21 protein-coding genes are annotated in these 21,830 nt (G+C 29.6%); 3 read left to right on the top strand and 18 right to left on the bottom strand.

What is annotated here, in order from left to right; genetic code table 11:
• Positions 1 to 311: 311 nt before the first annotated feature.
• A complete protein-coding gene (locus ACRC03_RS04520; protein WP_438651366.1) occupies positions 312 to 1,583 on the top strand; it encodes a nucleotidyltransferase in 1,272 nt (423 codons plus the stop codon).
• A gap of 60 nt (positions 1,584 to 1,643) precedes the next feature.
• On the opposite strand, the gene ACRC03_RS04515 is transcribed toward ACRC03_RS04520, so the two are convergent.
• The 5 genes from ACRC03_RS04515 to ACRC03_RS04495 form a co-directional block, all read right to left on the bottom strand.
• Entirely contained in the window at positions 1,644 to 3,059 is a 1,416-nt protein-coding gene (locus ACRC03_RS04515; RefSeq protein WP_438651365.1) for an FAD-binding oxidoreductase, read from the bottom strand.
• Positions 3,060 to 3,071: 12 nt separating this feature from the next.
• On the bottom strand, positions 3,072 to 4,283 hold the full coding sequence (locus tag ACRC03_RS04510; protein ID WP_438651363.1) for an FAD-binding protein: 1,212 nt from the start codon (positions 4,281 to 4,283) through the stop codon (positions 3,072 to 3,074).
• Between the two features lie 13 nt (positions 4,284 to 4,296).
• Positions 4,297 to 5,085: an electron transfer flavoprotein subunit beta/FixA family protein gene (locus tag ACRC03_RS04505; protein WP_438651362.1), complete on the bottom strand. Its 789-nt coding sequence runs from the start codon at positions 5,083 to 5,085 to the stop codon at positions 4,297 to 4,299.
• Positions 5,086 to 5,177: 92 nt separating this feature from the next.
• Positions 5,178 to 6,746 (bottom strand): L-lactate permease, encoded by a 1,569-nt coding sequence (locus tag ACRC03_RS04500; RefSeq protein ID WP_438651361.1) that lies wholly within the window; start codon positions 6,744 to 6,746, stop codon positions 5,178 to 5,180.
• A 174-nt stretch (positions 6,747 to 6,920) separates the two neighbouring features.
• A complete protein-coding gene (locus ACRC03_RS04495) occupies positions 6,921 to 7,631 on the bottom strand; it encodes a FadR/GntR family transcriptional regulator (protein WP_438651360.1) in 711 nt (236 codons plus the stop codon).
• Between the two features lie 134 nt (positions 7,632 to 7,765).
• On the opposite strand from ACRC03_RS04495, the gene ACRC03_RS04490 reads away from it, so the two are divergent.
• Positions 7,766 to 8,965 carry a sporulation integral membrane protein YlbJ gene (locus tag ACRC03_RS04490; RefSeq protein ID WP_438651359.1) on the top strand — a complete coding sequence of 400 codons (1,200 nt, stop codon included), beginning with the start codon at positions 7,766 to 7,768 and terminating at the stop codon, positions 8,963 to 8,965.
• A 37-nt stretch (positions 8,966 to 9,002) separates the two neighbouring features.
• Here ACRC03_RS04490 and ACRC03_RS04485 read toward each other — a convergent pair whose 3' ends face one another.
• The 6 genes from ACRC03_RS04485 to ACRC03_RS04460 all read right to left on the bottom strand — a co-directional run bounded on the left by ACRC03_RS04485 (position 9,003) and on the right by ACRC03_RS04460 (position 14,765).
• Positions 9,003 to 9,527, bottom strand: coding sequence for a hypothetical protein (locus ACRC03_RS04485; protein ID WP_438651357.1), 525 nt, complete (start codon positions 9,525 to 9,527; stop codon positions 9,003 to 9,005).
• A 4-nt stretch (positions 9,528 to 9,531) separates the two neighbouring features.
• On the bottom strand, positions 9,532 to 10,029 hold the full coding sequence (coaD, locus tag ACRC03_RS04480; protein WP_438651356.1) for a pantetheine-phosphate adenylyltransferase: 498 nt from the start codon (positions 10,027 to 10,029) through the stop codon (positions 9,532 to 9,534).
• A gap of 5 nt (positions 10,030 to 10,034) precedes the next feature.
• Positions 10,035 to 10,607 carry a 16S rRNA (guanine(966)-N(2))-methyltransferase RsmD gene (gene rsmD / locus ACRC03_RS04475; RefSeq protein ID WP_438651400.1) on the bottom strand — a complete coding sequence of 191 codons (573 nt, stop codon included), beginning with the start codon at positions 10,605 to 10,607 and terminating at the stop codon, positions 10,035 to 10,037.
• A 19-nt stretch (positions 10,608 to 10,626) separates the two neighbouring features.
• Positions 10,627 to 12,687, bottom strand: coding sequence for an ATP-dependent DNA helicase RecG (gene recG / locus ACRC03_RS04470; RefSeq protein WP_438651355.1), 2,061 nt, complete (start codon positions 12,685 to 12,687; stop codon positions 10,627 to 10,629).
• A gap of 86 nt (positions 12,688 to 12,773) precedes the next feature.
• Positions 12,774 to 14,399: a DAK2 domain-containing protein gene (locus ACRC03_RS04465; protein WP_438651354.1), complete on the bottom strand. Its 1,626-nt coding sequence runs from the start codon at positions 14,397 to 14,399 to the stop codon at positions 12,774 to 12,776.
• Between the two features lie 15 nt (positions 14,400 to 14,414).
• Complete coding sequence (locus tag ACRC03_RS04460; protein WP_438651353.1) at positions 14,415 to 14,765, bottom strand: Asp23/Gls24 family envelope stress response protein; 351 nt, start codon at positions 14,763 to 14,765, stop codon at positions 14,415 to 14,417.
• A gap of 371 nt (positions 14,766 to 15,136) precedes the next feature.
• Between ACRC03_RS04460 and rpmB the strand changes: the two genes are divergently transcribed.
• Positions 15,137 to 15,325, top strand: coding sequence for a 50S ribosomal protein L28 (gene rpmB / locus ACRC03_RS04455; RefSeq protein WP_438651352.1), 189 nt, complete (start codon positions 15,137 to 15,139; stop codon positions 15,323 to 15,325).
• 204 nt (positions 15,326 to 15,529) lie between these two features.
• Here rpmB and ACRC03_RS04450 read toward each other — a convergent pair whose 3' ends face one another.
• The 7 genes from ACRC03_RS04450 to rlmN all read right to left on the bottom strand — a co-directional run bounded on the left by ACRC03_RS04450 (position 15,530) and on the right by rlmN (position 21,830).
• The gene (locus ACRC03_RS04450; RefSeq protein WP_438651351.1) at positions 15,530 to 15,679 is read right to left on the bottom strand and encodes a 2-oxoglutarate translocator; all 150 of its coding nucleotides are present in this window, start codon (positions 15,677 to 15,679) and stop codon (positions 15,530 to 15,532) included.
• Positions 15,680 to 15,824: 145 nt separating this feature from the next.
• Positions 15,825 to 16,466: a thiamine diphosphokinase gene (locus tag ACRC03_RS04445; protein ID WP_438651350.1), complete on the bottom strand. Its 642-nt coding sequence runs from the start codon at positions 16,464 to 16,466 to the stop codon at positions 15,825 to 15,827.
• Between the two features lie 4 nt (positions 16,467 to 16,470).
• Entirely contained in the window at positions 16,471 to 17,133 is a 663-nt protein-coding gene (rpe, locus tag ACRC03_RS04440; RefSeq protein WP_438651349.1) for a ribulose-phosphate 3-epimerase, read from the bottom strand.
• A 1-nt stretch (position 17,134) separates the two neighbouring features.
• Positions 17,135 to 18,016 (bottom strand): ribosome small subunit-dependent GTPase A, encoded by an 882-nt coding sequence (gene rsgA, locus ACRC03_RS04435; protein ID WP_438651348.1) that lies wholly within the window; start codon positions 18,014 to 18,016, stop codon positions 17,135 to 17,137.
• Between the two features lie 154 nt (positions 18,017 to 18,170).
• Positions 18,171 to 20,018: a Stk1 family PASTA domain-containing Ser/Thr kinase gene (pknB, locus tag ACRC03_RS04430; RefSeq protein ID WP_438651347.1), complete on the bottom strand. Its 1,848-nt coding sequence runs from the start codon at positions 20,016 to 20,018 to the stop codon at positions 18,171 to 18,173.
• Positions 20,019 to 20,030: 12 nt separating this feature from the next.
• Positions 20,031 to 20,780, bottom strand: a complete 750-nt coding sequence (locus tag ACRC03_RS04425) for a Stp1/IreP family PP2C-type Ser/Thr phosphatase (RefSeq protein WP_438651346.1) — start codon at positions 20,778 to 20,780, stop codon at positions 20,031 to 20,033.
• A gap of 18 nt (positions 20,781 to 20,798) precedes the next feature.
• The gene (gene rlmN / locus ACRC03_RS04420) at positions 20,799 to 21,830 is read right to left on the bottom strand and encodes a 23S rRNA (adenine(2503)-C(2))-methyltransferase RlmN (RefSeq protein ID WP_438651345.1); all 1,032 of its coding nucleotides are present in this window, start codon (positions 21,828 to 21,830) and stop codon (positions 20,799 to 20,801) included.

The raw sequence follows: 21,830 nt of genomic DNA, 5'->3' as shown, positions 1-21,830 counted from the left end.
TATGTAAGAAGCCGATTTCGGCTTAATATTTATTGCATTAGATTGTATACATTGAACAATTTAATATTAATTAATATATCACTTTTTTTAATAAAAGTATATACTTTAATACATAACTTAGTTAATTATTTTTATTTTTTTATTTTTTTCTGTGAACATAGATTATTTTTCTCTATTTGTTATAATATTATAATATAATTATGAAAAAATTTGCTTGACTAAATATATAGCATAATTTTAACATTTTAATAATATACTTCTATATTATCTATAGAAAACCTTTATTTAAAACTTTCAAAGGAGAATTTTTTATGAATATATTAGGATTAATAGTCGAATATAATCCCTTTCATAATGGTCACTTGTATCATTTAAAAGAATCATTAAAAGTAACTAATGCTACTCATAGTGTAGCTATTATGAGTGGAAATTTCCTCCAAAGAGGAGAACCTGCTTTATTTGATAAATATACACGTGCTCAAATAGCTGTAAAAAATGGTGTCGATTTAGTTATAGAACTCCCCACTATTTTTGCATGTCAAAGCGCAGAATTTTTTGCTCATGGCGCTATAACTGCCCTTAATTCGCTAAATTGTGTAAACTCTGTTTGTTTTGGCAGCGAAGAAGGTAGCGTTGATATACTTTATATAATTTCAAAAATATTGGTGAATGAGCCTGATGACTTTAAAAAGCTTTTAAGAAAATACTTAGATGACGGAATGCTTTATCCTACTGCTCGTAGTTTAGCATTGTTTGATTATATTTGTGATAATAGTTTATTAGACATTTCGAAAGATAATCTTTTATTAGTATTAAATTCCTCTAATAATATTTTAGGCCTAGAATACATAAAATGTCTACTAAAATTACAAAGTAATATAAAACCTTTTACAATTTGTAGAATATCTGCCTCTTATAACTCCGAAGATATAAGTAGCAATATATGTTCTGCCACTGCTATAAGAAAATCTTTAAAAGATTATAATAATTTATCAAATATTTATGATGTAATTCCAAATGCTACATATAGTACTTTAGAAACCAAAATCAAAGACAATTTTTCACCCATGTTTGATGATAAATATTTTGATTTAATTAATGCTACCATACTTCGAGATACAAACAATTTAAATAATTTTTTTGAAGTTAATGAAGGAATAGAAAACAAAATATATCAAAATGTATTTACTTCTAATTCCCTTTACGATTTACAGTTGTCTATAAAGTCTAAAAGGTATACTTTGACTAAAATTAAACGAACTTTAAACAATATTTTATTAGGTATCACTAAAGAAGATGTAAATAAAGTTAAAAATGTTACATCTATGCCTTATATAAGAGTTTTAGCTTTTAATGATAAAGGTCGCGAAATTTTAAAAACTATAAAATCAAACTCTGACATAAATATTATAAATAAATTTTCAAATGTATCTTTCTCAATGGACGACGATATTTTTAAAACGTTAATAGATTATGATATTAAAGCTAGTAATATATATAATTTAGTATACTATAAAGATAACAAACATTTATTGAAAGGTCCTATGGACTATTATACCGCTCCAATATATGTCAGAGATTAGCATCTTATACAACTAATTAGAGTGGAGATTCCTCCACTCTTTTTAACTTCCAAACTACAATTAGTATATTTTACCTGGATTCAGTATATTCTTAGGGTCAAAAGCTACTTTTATATTTTTTATTAAATCCATATATGGTTCACTTTGCGACTCATGTAAATATCCTTTTTTAGCATATCCTATACCATGCTCTCCTGAAACTTGACCTCTTAACTCTCTTGATTTTTTGTACATACAGTCAAAACTTTCTTTTAATTTTACTCCCCACGCTTCATCATCCATATCATCTCTCAATGTGTAAACATGTAAGTTTCCATCTCCTGCATGCCCAAAGCTTTTTATTCTAACATTTAACTCAGTCTGAAGATCATGAGTATATCTAATAAACTCTGCTACCTTATCTCTTGGTACAACAACATCACATTCATCCATTTCACTTGTAGATGCTTTTATAGCTTCTAAGAATGCTCCTCTTGCTGACCATATAGAATCATTTCTTTCTTGAGTATCTGATATAAGTACATCGTATGCTCCACATTCTAAGCAAAGATGTGCAACTTTTGCATATTCTTTTTCTATTTCTTCTTTGCTATTTCCATCAAATTTTAATAATAAATATGCATCTGAAGTGTTGTCTGGGAATTTTTTACCTAAAAACTCTTCTGCTGCAAGTATTACATCTCTTTCCATAAACTCTATCGCTGTTGGTATAGATTTTGACTTTATTATCTTTGGCACTGTTTCTATTGCTGTAGTTAAATCGGGGAATGGTATTAATAAACTTACATCTTTTTTAGGTAAAGGAAGTAGTCTAAGTATAGCCTTAGTTACAATCCCTAATGTACCTTCTGATCCTACTATTAAATCTTTTATACTATATCCAGAACTATTTTTAACTACTTTTCCACCTATATTTATTATTTCTCCATTAGGAAGAACTACTTCTAATCCTCTAACATAATCTCTAGTAACGCCATACTTAACAGCTCTCATTCCACCTGCATTAGTATTTATATTACCTGCTATTGTAGCACTTTTTTCACCTGGGTCTGGTGGATAAAATAAATCTTGTTCTTGAACATATTGACCTATAGTCATAAGTAGTACACCTGGTTCTACTGTTAAAGTTAAGTTTTCATAGTCAAGTTCAAGTATTTTATTCATCTTGCATAGATTTAACATTATACCACCATGAATCGCTACCGATGCACCAACTAATCCTGTTCCTTGCCCTCTAGGAGTTACACATATATTATTTTCGTATGCATATTTCATTATTTTAGACACCTGTTCTGTTTCTAGTACATAAACAAGTACTTCTGGATAATTTTCTGTTCCGCCCAACTCATCATGAGAAAAATCTTCACTTATATTATTTCCAGCAATTACATTTTCTTCTCCACATACATTTATTAAAAAATCTATATCATTTTGATCTATGATCTTATAATTATTTTTAGTTATTGTCATTTCCATAACTAATCCCCCCTATTCTTCAACAGTTAATGCTACTTCTAATGCATTTTGCTCTATTTTTTCTATTAATTTAGGAATTATTTCATATACATCTCCTACTAATGCCAAATGTGCCACATCAAATATAGGAGCTTTTTCATCTAGGTTTATTGCTACTATATAGTCAGAGCCCTTCATTCCGGCAACAAATTGAACTGATCCAGATACACCACAAGTTATTATTAACTTTGGTTTTACAGTTCTTCCACTTAGACCAATTTGTTTTCTAGGGTCTATCCATCCTGCTTCTATTAGTGGTCTTGTTCCAGCTACTTGTGCACCTAAAGTATTGGCTAATTTATATATCATTTCCATATCATCTTGTTTTTTGATAGCTCTACTAGCAACTACTATCACTTCTGCATCTTCTAATCCTATTTCCTTGGTCTTTGGTTTAATATCCAGTACTTTTATTTTAGAGTTTAATTCCTCTTTATCAATTTCACATATCGTAACTTTTCCAGTTGGATTTTCTACTTGCTCAGGTGCTGAGAATATTTTATATCTAACAGTTGCAAATTGTGGTCTATGACTTGGTGTGTGTATATGTGCCATTATGTTACCACCAAATGCTGGTCGTATTTGATCTAAATCAGTATTTTCTTGTATATCAAGTACTGTACAGTCAGCCGTAAGACCTGTTCTAAATCTAGCCGAAAGTCTTGGTGCTAACGATCTACCTAAAGTTGTTCCACCAACTAACATTATCGTAGGTTTTATATTTTCAATAAAATTTTCTACTGCCTTAGCATAAGGCTCTATTCTAAAGTTTTCAAATGCTTCATTATCATACACAAAAACTTCATCTACTCCGTAAGACAATAATTTATCACACTTATCCTTTATGTTGCTACCTACGAATACACAGTACACTGGATGATTTATTTTTGCAGCCATTTCTCTAGCCTTACCTATTAATTCGTATGTTACAGGATGTATATCGCCTTCATGATGGTCTACATATACACAAATACCTCTCCATTCATCTTTATTAACTTCTTTCTTCTTATCTTCTACAAATTCAAAAGCTCCTTCAGGTCCTTTATTAACACAAATTTTACACATTTTACATGCAGCATTGATTTCTAATTTATCATTTTCTAATTCTATTGCATTAAATGGACATAATTCCATAACTTCTTCAAAGTTATTTATTTTAGATTGATTTATAATTATTTTTGACATTTATAATCCCCCCTTACACTAACTTCTTGCTTATTAATTTTTCTACTAATATATCACTTATCTCTTCTGAACTTCCTCTTAGAACCTCTTTTTCATTATTCGGAGTAGGAGGGAAGATTCTTAAAACCTGCGTTGGTGAACCATTTAATCCATAATTTTTTTCATCTTGGTCTTCAAAATCACCTAAAGAATATACTGATATTTCTTTGTTTTTTGTTGTTAATCCTAATTTAAATGATGGTAGTCTAGGTTGGAATATACATTTTTCTACAGTTATTAAACAAGGGTACTCAACTTCACACACTTCCTGTGTATTAGGCATATCTACTTCTACAATAATACTCTTTTCCTTAACTTCTATTATTTTAGTTACATTTGTAACATGAGGTATATTTAAAAACTCTGCTATTTCTGGTCCAACTTGGGCTGTATCTCCATCTGTTGTTTGCTTTCCACATATTATTAAGTCTGGATTTCCTACTTTTCTTATTCCTTGAGACAATGTATATGATGTAGCAAGAACATCTGCACCTGCAAATTTTCTATCACTTAATATAGCACCCTCATCTGCACCCATCATAAAACTTTCTTCTATTATTTGTTTAGCTTGAGGAGGTCCCATTGTTATTACCTTTAGAGTAGCACCTTTTTCTTTTTTTATTCTAAGTGCAGTTTCTAATGCATATAAATCATAGGGATTCATCTTTGAATCTACACCATCTCTTTTTAACACCCCTGTTTTTTCATCTACTTCTACTTCACTAGTTCCTGGAACTTGTTTGATACATGTTAAAATCTCCATAAATTAAATTACCTCCTTATCTATTTGACTATTACTGATACTCCATCTGGTATTACTACTACTTTTGAATCTTTTTCTTTCCTCCCTTTTAGTTAAATACCTATAAATGGTGCAAATCTACCAAAGTAAACTACTATTCCTAATATAAGTACATATACTAAACAAAACTTAAGTGTCGAACTAAGTATTTTGCCTTCACTTCCAATAAGCCCTGTTGCAGATGTGGCTATAGCTATACTTTGTGGCGAAATCATTTTCCCAGCAGTCGCACCTGCTGTATTAGCTGCTGCTATCCAGTAAGGGTCTATACCTAAAGACTTAGCTGCCTCTGCTTGTAATCCACCAAACAATACATTTGCTGATGTATCACTACCTGTAACAAATGTACCTATTGCTCCTAGTAATGGTGCTATTACAGGGTAGTAGCTTCCAGTTAATGCACATAATCCAAATGAAATTGAACTAGTCATTCCACTGTGAGCCATAACTTTAGATATTGCAACTATAGACATTATAGTAACAAAAGATTTTTTTAATTGTATTACAGTTCTAGTAAATACATTAAGCATTACTGATAGTTTTACTTTTTGTACTAATCCTGATATTACAGTAGCTAAAATAATCATCACACCTGGTGTGTTTATCCATATAAATGATGAAGGCTTTGACCCTTCTCCTATATAAATATTAATCTTACTACTAACTTTAGCTAATGTTTCATTTATTGGTGGACATAGTGGACTTGCTACTAATATAAATACGCATAAAAGTATGTATGGAAGCCATGCTAATATACCTTCTTTAGTAGATATCTTAGTCTTAGCAGCTGTTGAATTTCCTTCAAGTCCTTCAGTTGTTTCAAGCTCTACCACTTCTTTTTTATTCATACTCTTAGCCATTATTATTGTACATAGCATACTACACAAACTTCCTATTAAAGATGGTAATTCTGCTCCTAAATATTTAGAAATAAATATTTGTGGTATTGCAAAAGCTAATCCTGAAACTAAAGTTATTAAAAATACTCCTTTAACTGCTTTGAAACTTTTTCTTGTTAATATTACTAATACGAAAGGTATTATGACTATAAATATTGATAACTGAATTGAGATTAGATAACTTAGGTGCATTACGTCAAGACCCGTTACTGCTGCTAATGTTGTTACAGGTAATCCTATTGCTCCAAAAGCTGTAGGTACAGTATTTGCTATAAGACATATTATTGCTGCAAATACTGGATTGAATCCAAAAGATATAAGTATACTAGCTGGTATCGCCACTGCTGTTCCAAAACCTGCTACTGCCTCTAGAAAACCTCCAAATCCCCATGCTAATATAAGAACTTGGATTCTATTATCAGTAGTAATACTAGATAACATATTTTTCATAGTGTCCATGCTTTTTGTTTCAACTGCTAAGTTGTAAGTAAATAATGCTGCTACTATAACTAGAAGTATCGGCCAAAATGCTATTGCCATTCCTTCTAATGATGCTGTTGCTGCTGAAATAAATGGCATCTTCCAAAATATAATAGCTATTACAACGGTTAATACTGCAGTAAAAAGACATGTTTTGTGTGCTGGCAATTTCATAACTCCCAAAGATACAATTAGCCACATTATAGGAATTATGGCTATTGCGAATAGTACATATTCGTTCATCAAGTTTCATCCCCTTATTAATTAATATTATGATGGTCACTCGAATGATGGTATGTGGTATTACCACTTTAAATGCAATATTATCACCTAGAAATCGTTTTACCACTTCTGAGTTAATAATATTATTTAGTTTAAACTTTCGCAACATTTGTTTTTTTATTAACAGTTTTATTTTTATTTTAATTTTTCATAACTTTTTTTAATCAACTCCATATGCTGTTTCATCTTTTCATAAGCTAGTTCAGGATTTCTTTGCTTTATTGCCTTATAAATCTCATTATGCTCTTTATATAGTATATTTTCACCAGCATGTGCTTCTATAATTTTCACTCTAGCATCTTCTATAAACTGCTCAAATAATTTAGACGCTGTTATAAAAAAACTCTCAATTAAATAATTTTTACTTATAGAAGCAATTTTTTTGTGAAATTTTTGGTCAATAATTACTAGAATTTTTTCTCTATTTTCACCATTTGTTTCTTTTTCCATTTCAATCATTATTTCATCTAATTCTTTTTCTTCTTCTTTAGTTATTTTTTGAGCTGCTATTGATGCTGTTTGTAATTCTAATAGTTCTCTTAATTCTAATATATTATCCCAATTTCCATCATTTAACTTAAACATTATAGATAATGGTTGTATAAAAGATTTTTCTACTTTTGCACATATAAAATTTCCTTCTCCTTGTCTACTTTCTATAAGTCCCATTGTTTCTAATACTCTAATAGCTTCTCTAATAGAAGTTCTACTTACCCCCATTTGTTCTGATAATTCTCTTTCTGACGGTAGCTGATCTCCTTTTTTTATTTTCCCATTTAGTATATTATCTTGTATTTGTTCAATCACTAATTCATAAACTTTTTTCCCACTAACACTATTAAACATTGTATTTCTCCTTTATATAATGACTTTATATTTATCTGTATATCTATATTATATATAGATATTTGTTTTATTCATATATATTTTACTTAGCTAATATAATTATTGTATATTAATTTTATAATTTAGGTGATTTCATGAAAGAAAATAAATTTATTTCTTTTTTTACACCTGGCTGTATTGTCTTATTTATAGTTTTAGGTGTTATTTTATTTCCAAATGAGTCTATACTCTCTGCAAAAGAGGGTCTTCGTATATGGACTCAAATATTAATACCATCCCTTTTACCATTTATAATTGGAGCTAATTTGATTGTAGATTTAAAAATAGTCGATATAATAGGTCTTATTATAAATCCTATTACTAAGCTTATTTTTAATGTTTCTGGTAAAAGTGCTTTAGTTTTTGTAATTTCAACTGTGTCTGGTTATCCTGTAGGTGCTAAATTAGCCTCTGAACTTAGAGCTACCAATCAAATTTCTAACTATGAAGCTCAAAGATTAGTTTCTTTTTGTTCTACCTCCGGTCCACTTTTTATTATTGGTGCTGTCGCTACAGGTATGTTTCAAAATTCTAATTTAGGCTATTTAATGTTACTTTGCCATTATTTAGGTTCAATTTCTGTTGGTTTATTATATAGGAATTATGGCAAAGAAATTCTCTCTAATCCTAATCAAAATTTAAAATCTAATATTTTAAACACCATTGACTCTCACCTACTAAGCAATAAAGGATTTTTTGTATTATTTGGAAACGCTGTATATAGTGGAGTAAATACACTTCTTATGGTTGGAGGGTTTGTAATAATTTTTTCAGTTGTTTTTAAGATTTTATCTTTATTTAACATAATAAGTTTAATCACTACTTTAATCTATATACCTTTATCCTTCTTAGGAGTTAGCAAAGATTTATGTTTCGCTTTTATTAGTGGATTATTTGAGATTACTATCGGTTGCAATAAAATCGCATCTGTAACTTCTGCTCCTGAAATACTTAAAGCCACTTTGGCTAGCTTTTTGATTGGTTTTAGTGGGTTGTCTATACTAGCCCAATGTTGCAATTTTATAGCTAAGACAGATATAAATACTGGATTGTACATATTTAGTAAGTTTTTACACGGAATGTTTGCAGGCTTATTTACATTTTTATTTTATCCTCTTTTAAAATCTACATCTTTAGTATCCAACTTCTCTAATTTATATAATGTATTTTATGATAATTTCTTGTGGAATTATTACATCACTCATTTTAAACTAATTCTTCCTATATTTATAATAATATACATTTTCACAGTGCTGTTAGTATTAGAAAGAACAAGCTCCAACTCAAAAAAATAAATCCCCCTATACATTTTATTGTATTTGGGGATCTTTTTTATTTACCTGAATTCAATTCTTTTCTATCTCTTTCTACTTCTTGTAATAGATTTTTTAAAGTATATTCTACACTAGAAAGCACATCTTCTGCATATTCTATTGAACCTAGCTTAATTTCTCTTGCTACATTCTCTGCCCTTGATACTATTCCTTTAGCTTTTTCATCTGCTTTTGCTACTGGCTCACTCGCTTCTACATAAGCTTGAAGAATCTCTTCAGAATTTTTCTTTATTTCTTCCATCTGGTTTTTATTTTCGCTTTTTATTATTTCAGCTTCTCTTTTAGCTTGTTCTCTTATCTCTTCAGCTTCTTTTTTTGAATCATTTATTATTTTATTTCTTTCTTTATTTATCCATGAAGCTTGTTTAACTTCTTCTGGAATTATTGCTTTTATTTCATTTATTATTCCTAAAACTTCATTTTTATCTATTCCACTTTTATGTGTAAAAGGTATTGAAGAAGCATTTTTTACTATACTTTCTAATTCTTCAAATAACTCCATTATTTCTAAGTCTACGTACATATTTTTACTTCCCCCTATTTGCTTTTCTTTTTAGCTCTTCTAGAACTACCCCTGGAACTAGATTTTTTATATCTGCATCAAATGCTAATACTTCTTTTATTAAAGATGAACTTATATATGAGTATTTTGTACTCGTAGGTAGTATAATAGTTTCTATGTCTGGATTTAGTTCTTTATTCATATGAGCCATTTGTAATTCATACTCTATGTCTGCTCCACTTCTAATCCCTCTAACCAAAGTGTCTATACCTTGTTCTTTGCAATAGTTCACTAAAAGTCCATCGAAACTTACAACTTTAATATTGTTTAAATGATTCGTACATGCTTCTATTAATTCTACTCTTTCATCAAAGTTAAATAATCCTTTTTTATTTGGATTATAAAGTACACCTATTTGTAACTCATCAAATATTTTTGCTGACCTGCAAATTATATCTAAGTGACCATTAGTAATTGGATCAAAACTTCCAGCAAAAATAGCTTTTTTTATTTTTTTTTCCATTTGGTTTACCCCTCCATTTGATAAAAGGTTAAAGTCGTGCTTCCATATTTCTTGTCTCTTGTTTTTTCTAATCTTCCTACACGATCTGGAAAAACATGTTTTGTATCATGTTCTACAACTATTATTCCTTCTTCTTTTAATAAATTTGTATTATCAATTTTTTCTAGTGCATCTATAAACATATCTTTATAATACGGAGGGTCCATAAATATTACATCAAATTGTTCTTTTTGAATTTGTAGTTTATCTATTGCATTTTTAAAGTCTAGGCTTAAAACTGTACTTTCATTTTCTACTCTAGCCTTTTTTATATTAGAATTTATTACAGCTATACTCTCTTTGCTTATATCTACAAAAATACATTTATTTGCTCCTCTTGATAGGCACTCTATTCCTAGTGAGCCTGTCCCTGCAAATAAATCTAATATATCACTTTCTATTATATATGAATTTATTATATTAAATAATGATTCTTTTACTCTGTCTGTTGTTGGCCTTACATCATCATTTTTAGGAGTATTTAACTTTAGTCCTCTTACTTTTCCTGATATTACTCTCAAGTTATTCACCTCTTGTATATTTTAACATAAATTTGGATTAATTTAACGAAATTTCTTTCATTGAGTGTTCAAATTTACTAATTATTTCATCTTTTAACATTTTATTTTCAAAATTTTGTAGTTTCTTGTCTTGAGCTATTATATACCTTGCTTCTTGTTGAGCTAATTTAAGTATTTTCATATGTTTAAATATATTAGCTACTTTAAGTTCTGGTAAACCATGTTGTCTAGTTCCAAAGAATTCTCCTGGTCCTCTTATTTCTAAATCTTTTTCTGATATTTTAAATCCATCATTGGTTTCTTCCATTATGGACATTCTTTGTCTACAAACTTCACTTTTCGATGCATAAATTAATATACAATAAGATTTATGACTTCCTCTTCCAACCCTTCCTCTAAGCTGATGTAACTGGGCTAGTCCAAATCTTTCTGCATTTTCTATTATCATAAGTGTTGCATTTGGTACATTTACTCCAACTTCTATAACTGTAGTTGAAACTAATATATCTATTTCTTTATTTTTGAAACTTTTCATGATAGTGTCTTTTTCACTAGCTTTCATTTTACCATGTAGTAATCCTACTCTAAGGTCGCTAAAGTACTCTAGCTTTAATTCTTCTACAAGTTCTGTAGCTGCCTTCGCTTCTATTGCTTCACTTTCTTCTACTAGAGGACATACTATGTAAACTTGTCTACCTTTTTCAACTTCACTTCTAACTAAAGAGTTATATGCTCTGTCTCTTTTGTCTTTGTCTAGAGAAATAGTTTCTATCGGTTGCCTTCCTGGAGGCAACTCATCAATTATAGATATATCTAAGTCTCCATAAAGTATAAGTGCCAGTGTTCTAGGTATTGGTGTTGCTGTCATTACTAGTATGTCTGGATTAATACCTTTTTCTGATAGTTTATTTCTTTGTCTAACTCCAAATCTATGTTGTTCGTCTGTAATTACTAAACCTAAATTATTAAACTCTACTTTATCTTCAATTAAAGCATGAGTCCCTATTAGTATATCTATTTCTTTGTTTTTAATTTTTTCTAGTACGTTTTCTTTTTGTTTTTTAGTTAAACTTCCTACAAGCAACTCCACTTTTACTCCAAATGGTTTTAGTATTTCTGTAAGAGAAATATAATGTTGCTCTGCTAATATTTCAGTTGGCGCCATTAAAGCACCTTGATATCCATTTGAGACACAATTTGCTAAGGCTAAAAGAGCTACTACAGTCTTCCCTGAACCAACATCACCTTGTACTAATCTATTCATTACTTTAGAATCATTCATATCCGCTATAATCTCATTCAAAGCTCTATCTTGAGCTTTAGTAAGCTTAAATGGCAAACTGTTAACTACAGGCTTTAATTCATTATTTTCTAAAAACTTTATTCCATCCGATTGCTCTAAACCATTTTTGAACATAAATAGTCCCAATTGTAAAATTAGAAATTCTTCAAATACAATTCTGTATAAAGCAACTTTTAATGCTTCTTTGCTAGATGGTGAGTGAATATTTTTTATTGCATATTCTATACTGCACAACTTGTATTTTTCTATTATTATTTTGGGTAAATATTCTTTTATTTTAAAATCGTCTTTATCTGTAATACTTTTTATTATACTTATAATTTCCTTATTTGTTACTCCGTATGTAAGAGGATATATTGGCATTACTTTACAAGTTTTTTTAGGTGAATTAGTAAGTTGTTCTACTTCACAAGAACTTAGCTCAATTTGCTTAAATTCTTTTTTTACTTTACCAAAAACAAGTACGCTATCTCCACTTTTCAATATTTTGCTTATATGAGGTTGATTAAAAAATGCTAACTTAGCATATCCAGTTTCATCTCTTACATCTACTTTAGTTAAACTTAATCCTTTTCTAGGACTACTAGTACTAATTCCTACTACTACAACTTTTATGGTTGCCTTTTCTTCATTTTCTAATTGTGCTATTTTTTTTAAATTATTTCTATCCTCAAATTGTCTTGGAAAATAATACACCAAGTCTTTCAATGTAAATATTCCTAATTTATTTAGCTTATATGCTTTTTTAGGGCCTATACCTTTTACATATTGTATATCTTTGTTTAAATCTATCATAGTTATCACCCATTAAATAATTTATTTGAACGTAAAAAAGCCTGTATAATCATAAGATAGTAAGATTATACAGGACTTTAAAATCATTATTCAACTGAAATTAAGTAGTAATAAAGAGGCTGTCCTCCATAGTATAACTCTACATCTATGTCTTCAAACTTTTCTTCTAATGAGTCACGAAGTTCATTTGCAGATTCTTCACTTATTTCTTCCCCATAGAATAAAGTTATTATTGCAGTATCTTCGTCTACTAATTTTTCAACAAGAGTTGTTGTTATTTCATCTACGCCTTCTCCTGCTGATAGTAATTTACCTTCTGCTATACCAATTATGTTTCCTTCTTTAACATCTACATCATTCATAACAGTATCTCTAACTGCAAAAGTTACTTGACCTGATTTAACCATTCCTAAAGATTCCATCATAGCACCTTCATTTTCTTCTACAGTTGCATCTCCATTGAAGTTCACTAGTGATGTAAACCCTTGTGGTGTATTCTTTGTAGGTATAACTATTATGTTCTTTTCACTTAATTCTTTAGCTTGGTTTGCAGCCATTATTATGTTGCTGTTATTAGGGAATATAAATATGTTTTTAGCATTTACATATTCTATTGCCTTCATAAAATCTTCTGTACTTGGATTCATTGTTTGACCACCTTCAATTATATGGTCAACTCCAAAGTCCTTAAATATTTTAGCAAGGCCATCACCCATTGATGTAGCTATAAATCCATATTCTTTTTCTTCTGCCGCTTGTGCTATTTCATCATTAGATTCTACTAATGTATTTTCATGTTGCACTTTCATGTTCTCTATCTTGATAGTTACTAATTGTCCATACTTTAATGCATCTTGTAAGACAAGTCCTGGATCATTAGTATGAACGTGAACTTTTATTATACCTTCGTCTCCTACTACAGCTAAACTATCTCCATATTCAAGCATCATATCTCTTATTTGAGTGTCACTTATTTTATTACTTTCTAATATAAATTCTGTACAATAGCAGAACTTAATATCTTCAGTGTTTATTGGATTTGTTATAACTTCAACATTTTGTACTTCGTTAGAGTTAGTATCTTGTATTTCTATAGATTTTCCTTTTAGCGTAGCAAGCATTCCTTCATATAGAAGAACTAACCCTTTACCTCCAGAGTCTACAACACCAGCGTCTTTTAAGTTCTTTAATAAGTCTGGAGTTCTTTCTAAAGATGCATTAGCTTCTTTAATTACCATTTCTAAAAATGCTATTAAGTCCTTTTCTTTTTTATAAGTCTTTACAGCATATTCTCCACTCTCTCTTACCACGGTAAGTATAGTTCCTTCTATTGGCTTAATAACCGCTTTATATGCCGTATCAGATCCATTTTTTAATGCTTTTGCTAAATCTTCTGTTGATATTTTATCTTTACCTTCTATTGATTTAGAAAATCCTCTTATTATTTGTGATAATATAACTCCTGAATTTCCTCTAGCACCCATTAAAGAACCTTTTGATAGTGCCTTTCCTATTGTAGTTATATCGTCTTGTTCTGCTTTAGATAATTCTTTCATAGCATATGAGATAGTAAGTGACATATTAGTTCCTGTATCCCCATCTGGAACAGGGAATACATTTAATCTGTCTACTAAGTCTCTATGATTTTGAAGATTGTTTGCACCTGATACAAACATCTCCCTTAACATTTTTCCGTCTATATATTGAATCATATTTTTCCTCCTAAATTACTTCACTCTGATACCTTGAACATTAATATCTATTTTACTTACTTTTGTTGAAGTTAGTTTCTCAACTGTATATTTTACTTTATCAATTATGTTATTTGCAACTGTTGATATATTTGTTCCATATTGTAGTATAACATAAAGTTCTATTGCTATAGTATTATCTTCTAATTCTTCTACTGAAACACCTTTAAAAGCATTTTCACCTTTTAATAATTCAACTATACCTTTAGATTTGTATGCCAGTCCTACTAATCCATAACTTTCCATAGCTGCTCTATACGCTATTTGAGATATAATTTGCTTATCTATTTCTATACTTCCATACTGGTTCATTACCTTTACACTCATGGTTGACCCCCTTAAGTTTATTTTTATTTTTCTTAATTTTTTTTTATTTTTCTCAAATAATGAGAAAAACTTTGTCTTATTATAATATTATAGAAAAATATATAACATATAATACTATAAATATGGTATAATTTAAACCGGTCCAATTTTTCTAATAAATCTTGGATCAATTGTAAAAAGAAAATATTTACTATTTCTTGTTTAATATTTACTTTATACAAAATTATATATATAATTTTATATGATAACAAGAAATTCTTCAATATGTGTAAAGCAAATATATATTTCTATTGCACGTTTTTAGTATTTATGTTAAGATAAATATGTTTTTAGTCTTTAAATCAGTTATCATTTTAAGGAGGTGTACACGAATGGCAAAAATATGTAGCGTATGTGGTAAAGGAAAGGTTTCTGGAAACCAAGTATCACACTCAAATAGACATAACAAAAGAACATGGTCAGCTAACTTAAGAAACGTTAGAGCTATAATAGATGGTACTCCTAAGAGAGTAAAAGTTTGTACTAGATGTTTACGTTCTGGTAAAGTTGAGAGAGCTTAATTGCTTACATAAAAGCCTACTTTTTCAAAGTAGGCTTTTATACTTTTTAATTCTTTTTACCATTTCTCATAAACTTTAAAATTATATTTGACATCCATTTTGGTAATGTTATTGTTACCATTTTCATAATATTTTCCCCCTCATTATATTTTATATGATTTCTATTTTTTTCTTATGTAAAAAACAACTCTTATTCTGATATTTTTAATATAGAAAAAATAATATTCCACATCCAATAAGGACAAATGCCGTAAGCACTGTCCAAATCCAGTTAGGAAGTATCATAGATAATATTACAGCAATTCCTGTGGCTAAGCATATTATACCTAATAAACTTTTTGAATTGTTTTTCATAAAAAATCTCTCCTATGTGTTTTATCAATCTTTAAGTTTGCTTCTATAATTTAAATTTATGCAAAATATTTTATAATTAGACCTGTCCTATTTTTTAAATACAAAAATTTTATAACAACAAAAAAGGACAGCTAAAAGCTATCCTTTATTTGTTGTTTACTATAATCAAACTACCCTCATCAACTCTTATACTACATATATCCTTAGTCATTACATTGGATATCCCTAAAGGTACTGAAAACTTCATACAATGCCTTTCTAATGGATATTCTAAATGTTTTAAGGTTACACCCTTTGCATCTCCATTTGTAGGTATTACAGAAATTATATTTCCTTTTTCTCCACTTATGGTTATTTCTTCATTCATAGCTATATACATTTCCTCTTTTTCAGAAATAATTTTGGGTATAATCCCCTTATTTTTTATATAATATAAAAGGTTTATATTTGCAATAGTGTGGTCTATTCTACCTCCTAATGCACCTATTAAGTGTATTTCTTTCGCTTTTAATGTTTCTGCTAAGTATATACATATTTCTGAATCAGTTTCATTTTTTTTAGTTGGAAATTTTTCAAATTTCACATTACATTCTTTGTAATGTTTAATTATATTACTATCTATAGAATCTAAATCGCCGATTATATAATGTGGTACAATATTCATCTTGTATGTATGATTTGCCCCTCCATCTGCACATATTATATAATCGTAACTTTCTTTAAGCATAATACCTTTTGTAGCTTTATAATCCTTTATTTCTCCATTTAGAACAATACAAATTTTCATAATATTATCCTATTTTATTTGTATTTTTTCTAAATAAGTCTACTGACTTTTGTATATCTTCACTATTAAATATAGCTGACCCTGCAACTATTATATTAGCTCCAGCCTCTACTACTTCAGCTACATTATCTGGCTTTATACCACCATCAACTTGTATATCTACACTTAGATTTTGGCTATCTATCAACGTTTTTAACTCTTTTATTTTAGGTATCATACTTTCTATAAATGATTGACCTCCAAACCCTGGGTTAACCGTCATTATAAGAACCATGTCCAAGTCCTGTACTACATGTTTTATAGTTTCTATAGGTGTAGCTGGATTTAACGCAACTCCTGCTTTTATTCCATAAGATTTAATATTTTGTATAGTTCTATGTAAATGTCTGCAAGCTTCTTGATGAACTACTATTAAGTCACAACCTGCATCCACAAATTCTTTTATATATTGATCTGGATTTTCTATCATTAAATGAGCATCAAATACCATATTAACGTCTTTTCTCAAAGATTTTACTATTCCTGGACCTAAAGTAATATTAGGCACAAAATGCCCATCCATTACGTCTATGTGTAAATATTCACATCCTGCATTTTCTACTTTTTTTACATCTTCTAATAATCTAGCAAAATCTGCTGATAATATTGATGGTGCTAATTTTATCATTTTAATATCTCCTTCTCCCTTGTCTAATTTCGTTTAGTAGTTGTATATAGCTTTCATATCTTTTCTTAGGTATGTCTCCATTTTGTACTGCTTCTTTAACTGCACAATTTGGCTCCTTTTCATGTATACATCTTGAACCAAATCTACAATCATTAAAATCACTAAACTCGATAAAGTAATCTTTTAGTTCAACTTCGCCTATATCATCAAGAGTTAATGAACTGAATCCTGGAGTATCTGCAACCATACCTCCACATTCTAACTTTAAAAGTTCTGCGTGTCTAGTTGTATGTTTTCCTCTTTTTATTTTTTCACTAACTTCTCCAGTTTGAAGTTTAAAATTTTTATCTATTTCATTTAATAAACTCGACTTACCTACTCCAGATGGCCCTGCAAATACTACTACATTACCCCTTAGTTCATCTTTTATTTTATCTATATTTAATTTAGTTTTATTGCTTACAGGAATTACTTTATATCCACTAAGCTCATAAATGCCTTGTATTTCTTGTAAAATACTTCCATCATCTAAATCTGCCTTAGTCAATACTATTACGATTTCTAAATTTTCTTTTTCTGCTAATACTATAAATCTATCTAATAGAGATAAATTTGGCGCAGGATTTTTTATAGCAAAAACTATCAAAGCCTTATCTACATTAGCTATAGGTGGTCTTACAAGCTCTGTATCCCTTTTATTTATCTCTTCTACAACACCTTTTTTATTTTCTTCATCCACTACGCTTATAGCTACTCTATCTCCAACTAAAGGTGTTATTTTATCTTTTCTAAATATTCCTCTAGCTCTGCATTCATAAAGACCATTTTCAGTATCTACGTAATAAAATCCCCCTATTCCTTTAATAATTTTTCCATTTATCATTTATTGCCTCCTTAAATTTTTAACTCATATAAATATTGTATCCTATTTTTATATAATATCATAATAACTTTATGTTTTGATTTTATTTATATTGTAAAAGCCCAACTATAATAAGTTGGACTTTTACAAATTACATATTATAATTACCTTTTATCTATGGTGTTTGTGTTGTAGGAGGATTTGGAGTTGTTCCAGTATCTGTATCATTTCCTGTATCCCCTTCTCCACTACCTGAGTCCCCATCTCCATCAGGTTTAGTACTTCCTGACCCATTATTTGAGTCACCTGATCCGTTATCTCCTCCTCCAGTATCTGTACCACCAGTATCTGTACCACCAGAGTTGCCAGATCCAGTATTTCCTCCTCCAGTTCCACTTCCTCCAGTGCCAGGATTAGGTGGAAGCGTAGGTTTTTCTGGTTCAGGAGTTGCTTCTGGTTCAACTTCCTTAGGACCTTTACTTACTACTAGATTTATTTTTTCTCCTTCTTCTACACTAGAAGTTCCAGAGTTAGGATCTTGTCTTAGTACAACACCATTTTTATAAGTGTCATTATATTCATACTTTATATTTCCTAAGCTTAATTTATTATCTTTTAATATAGTTTCAGCTTCTCCAAGTGTAAATCCTACTACATTAGGAACCTCTGCACTTTTAGAACCTTTACTTAATACTAAGTTTACAATATCTCCTTTTTTAATATCTGATCCTGGTAAAGGAGTTTGAGATATTACATCACCTTTTTCTACATCTGCATTGTACTCATCTCTCCAAGATACTTTTAAATCTAATTTATCAAGTTCTCTTTGAGCATCTTCTAAGGACATATTTTGTACATCTGGAGTAGTCAGCGTACCTTCCTCTGTTACAGCATTTCCTAAACTTCCAGATAATGCAAATTTAGCTATAAAGAATCCTTGAATCAGCAATATTAAACCTAATATTATAGCCGCTATTTTTAGCCTTTTTCTACTTTTTTTGGAATCCTTATTTGATTTTTTATTCGCCTTTTGATTTTTAGGCTTTACTACTTCTTCAAATTCCTCTTCGTCTTCAAATTCCTCTTCGTCTTCATCTTCTATGTGAATTGGAGTAATTTGATGTTTTGTAGCCCTACTAAATTCTTTTTCATCAATTTTTTGAGTAGCAAAATTGTCGTACTCTTTGATAAAGTCTAAATCTATATTTTTTTCTATATACTCTATATCTTCTATTAATTCTTCTGCACTTTGATATCTATCATCACTAGATTTTTCAGTTAATTTTTTAATTATAGTTCTTACACTTTGAGGTATACTCACTTTCTCTTCAGGTGTAAATTCTATATCATCATTTATATGTTGAAGCGCTATTGAAATTGGACTATCTCCTCTAAAAGGAACTTTACCTATTAACATTTCATATAAAACTATTCCTAGAGAATAAAGGTCCGCATTATTAGTTACAAACTTACCCTTAGCTTGCTCTGGAGAAAAATAGTGAACAGACCCTATTATACTACCAATGTTAGTTACTGTTGAATTAGATACAGCTTTAGCAATACCAAAATCAGCCACCTTAACTAGTCTTCCTTCATTAGATATAAGTATATTGTGAGGCTTTATATCTCTATGTATAATGCCTTTTTTATGTGCTGCACTAAGTGCCATCGCTATTTGTTTTGCTATGTCTAATGCAGTATATTCATCTAATGTTCCTTCATCTTTTATTATTTCTTTTAGATTTTGTCCATCTATAAATTCCATTACTATATAGTGAACTTTTCCGTCTTCTCCTACATCATATACATTCACTATATTTTGATGTGATAAGCTTGCTACCGCTTCTGCTTCTCTTTTAAACTTACCTAAAAACTCTTCATCATCTACAAATTCAGGTCTAAGCACTTTTACAGCTACAGTCCTGTTTAACAATCTATCCTTAGCTTCGTAGACGAAAGCCATTCCTCCATCACCAATTTTTCTGATGATTTCATATCTGTTTCCTAAAACAGTCTCTCCCACTATATCACCGTCCTAAATATCTTCTATCAATATAACCGAAATATTATCCCTACCTGAAATGTCATTGGCTATATTTATTAATTGTTCACTTAAAATTTCTATTTCATCTTCTTTTTCAATTATTTCTTTTATAAGAAAATCATCTACAAACCCTGTCAAACCGTCACTTGCTAGAAGAATTCTATCTCCTCTATTTAGCTTACGCTTAAAGATATCTACAATAACCATTTCATCAGTGCCCATAGCTCTTGTTATATGATTTCTTCTTGGATGAGTTTTAGCTTCTTCTTCCGTAATAACATGAGCTCTTATAAGTTCTTCTACTATAGAGTGGTCTACTGTTATTTTTTCTAATTTATCATCTTGAAATAAATAACATCTACTATCACCTACATTTGCCACATACAAATTATCTTTGTATAAAATAGCAGTTGTAAGTGTTGTACCCATTCCTTCAAACTCTAAATCTTCCATTGATTTTTTGTGAATAATAGAATTAACATTATTATAAGCTTGCTTGATTATATCATCTACATAATCAATTTTTATGTTGTTACTTTGCAATAAATTCTCTTTTAAGAAACAGATTATATTTTCTACAGCTAATTTACTTGCTACTTCACCTTTGTTATGACCGCCCATTCCATCAGCCAAAGCAAAGATTCCTATAGATCCACGCTCTGTATCTATAATTTCGCCCTTACAGTAGTCTTCGTTATTTTTCCTTACTTTTCCTATATGGGAGATACAACTATAAATCATAAGACTTCCCCCTTAAAGCTACTTATGTTTTCTTCTTAACTGACCACAAGCTCCACTAATATCAGAGCCCATAGATATCCTAACAGTAGCTGGTATATTGTTTTTTTCTAGTATATCTCTAAACTTGTAAACAAATGCTTTATCTGGCTTCTCATATTCTCTTTCTTCTACTTTATTTATAGGTATTATATTTACATGACATAGTATACCTTTTAAAAGCTTCACTAAGGCTAATGCTTCTTTTTCAGAATCATTTACACCTTTTATTAGTGAATACTCAAATGTAACTCTTCTATTAGTTTTTTCAATATAATATTTGCAAGCATTTATTATTTCATTAACTGAATATGCATTTGCTATAGGCATAATTTCTTTTCTTGCTTCATCGTAAGGAGAATGTAGCGAAAGAGCAAGATTTATAGGTAAACCTAAATCTGCTAATTCTCTCATTTTTGGTTCTATCCCACAAGTAGATAAAGTTATATGTCTATATCCTATATTTAGTCCATTTTTTTCATTTACAAGTTGTAAGAACTTTTTAGTGTTTTCAAAGTTATCTAAAGGTTCTCCACTTCCCATTAAAACAATGTTTGATACTCTCTTCCCATTGTCTTCTTGTATATGCATGATTTGGTCTAGTATTTCCCATGGCTCTAGATTTCTAACTAATCCATCTATTGTAGATGCACAGAATCTACAACCCATTCTACAACCAACTTGATTAGATACACATACAGTTACTCTACTTTCATAGTCCATCATTACAGTTTCTATTATATTGCCATCATTCAATTCAAAAAGATATTTTTTAGTTCCATCTTTTTTGGACTCTAGTTTAAGTTCTTGTTTTATAGTTCCTATATAAGAAACCTCTTCTAATTTAGTCCTTAGATTTTTAGGAATGTTATTCATATCTTCAAAAGTTTTGGCTCCTTTATAAATCCACGAAAATATCTGAGTTCCTCTAAAAGGCTTTTCTCCTATTGTCTTCATAAATTCTTTCATTTCTTCTTCTGTAAAGTTTTTTAATGCCACTTTATTCTGATTCAT

The organism is Romboutsia sp., from assembly GCF_051659545.1.
Lineage (GTDB): Bacteria > Bacillota > Clostridia > Peptostreptococcales > Peptostreptococcaceae > JBOFOR01.
Note: the sequence above shows the minus strand (reverse complement) of the source record. Positions and strands in the feature narration are given on the sequence as shown.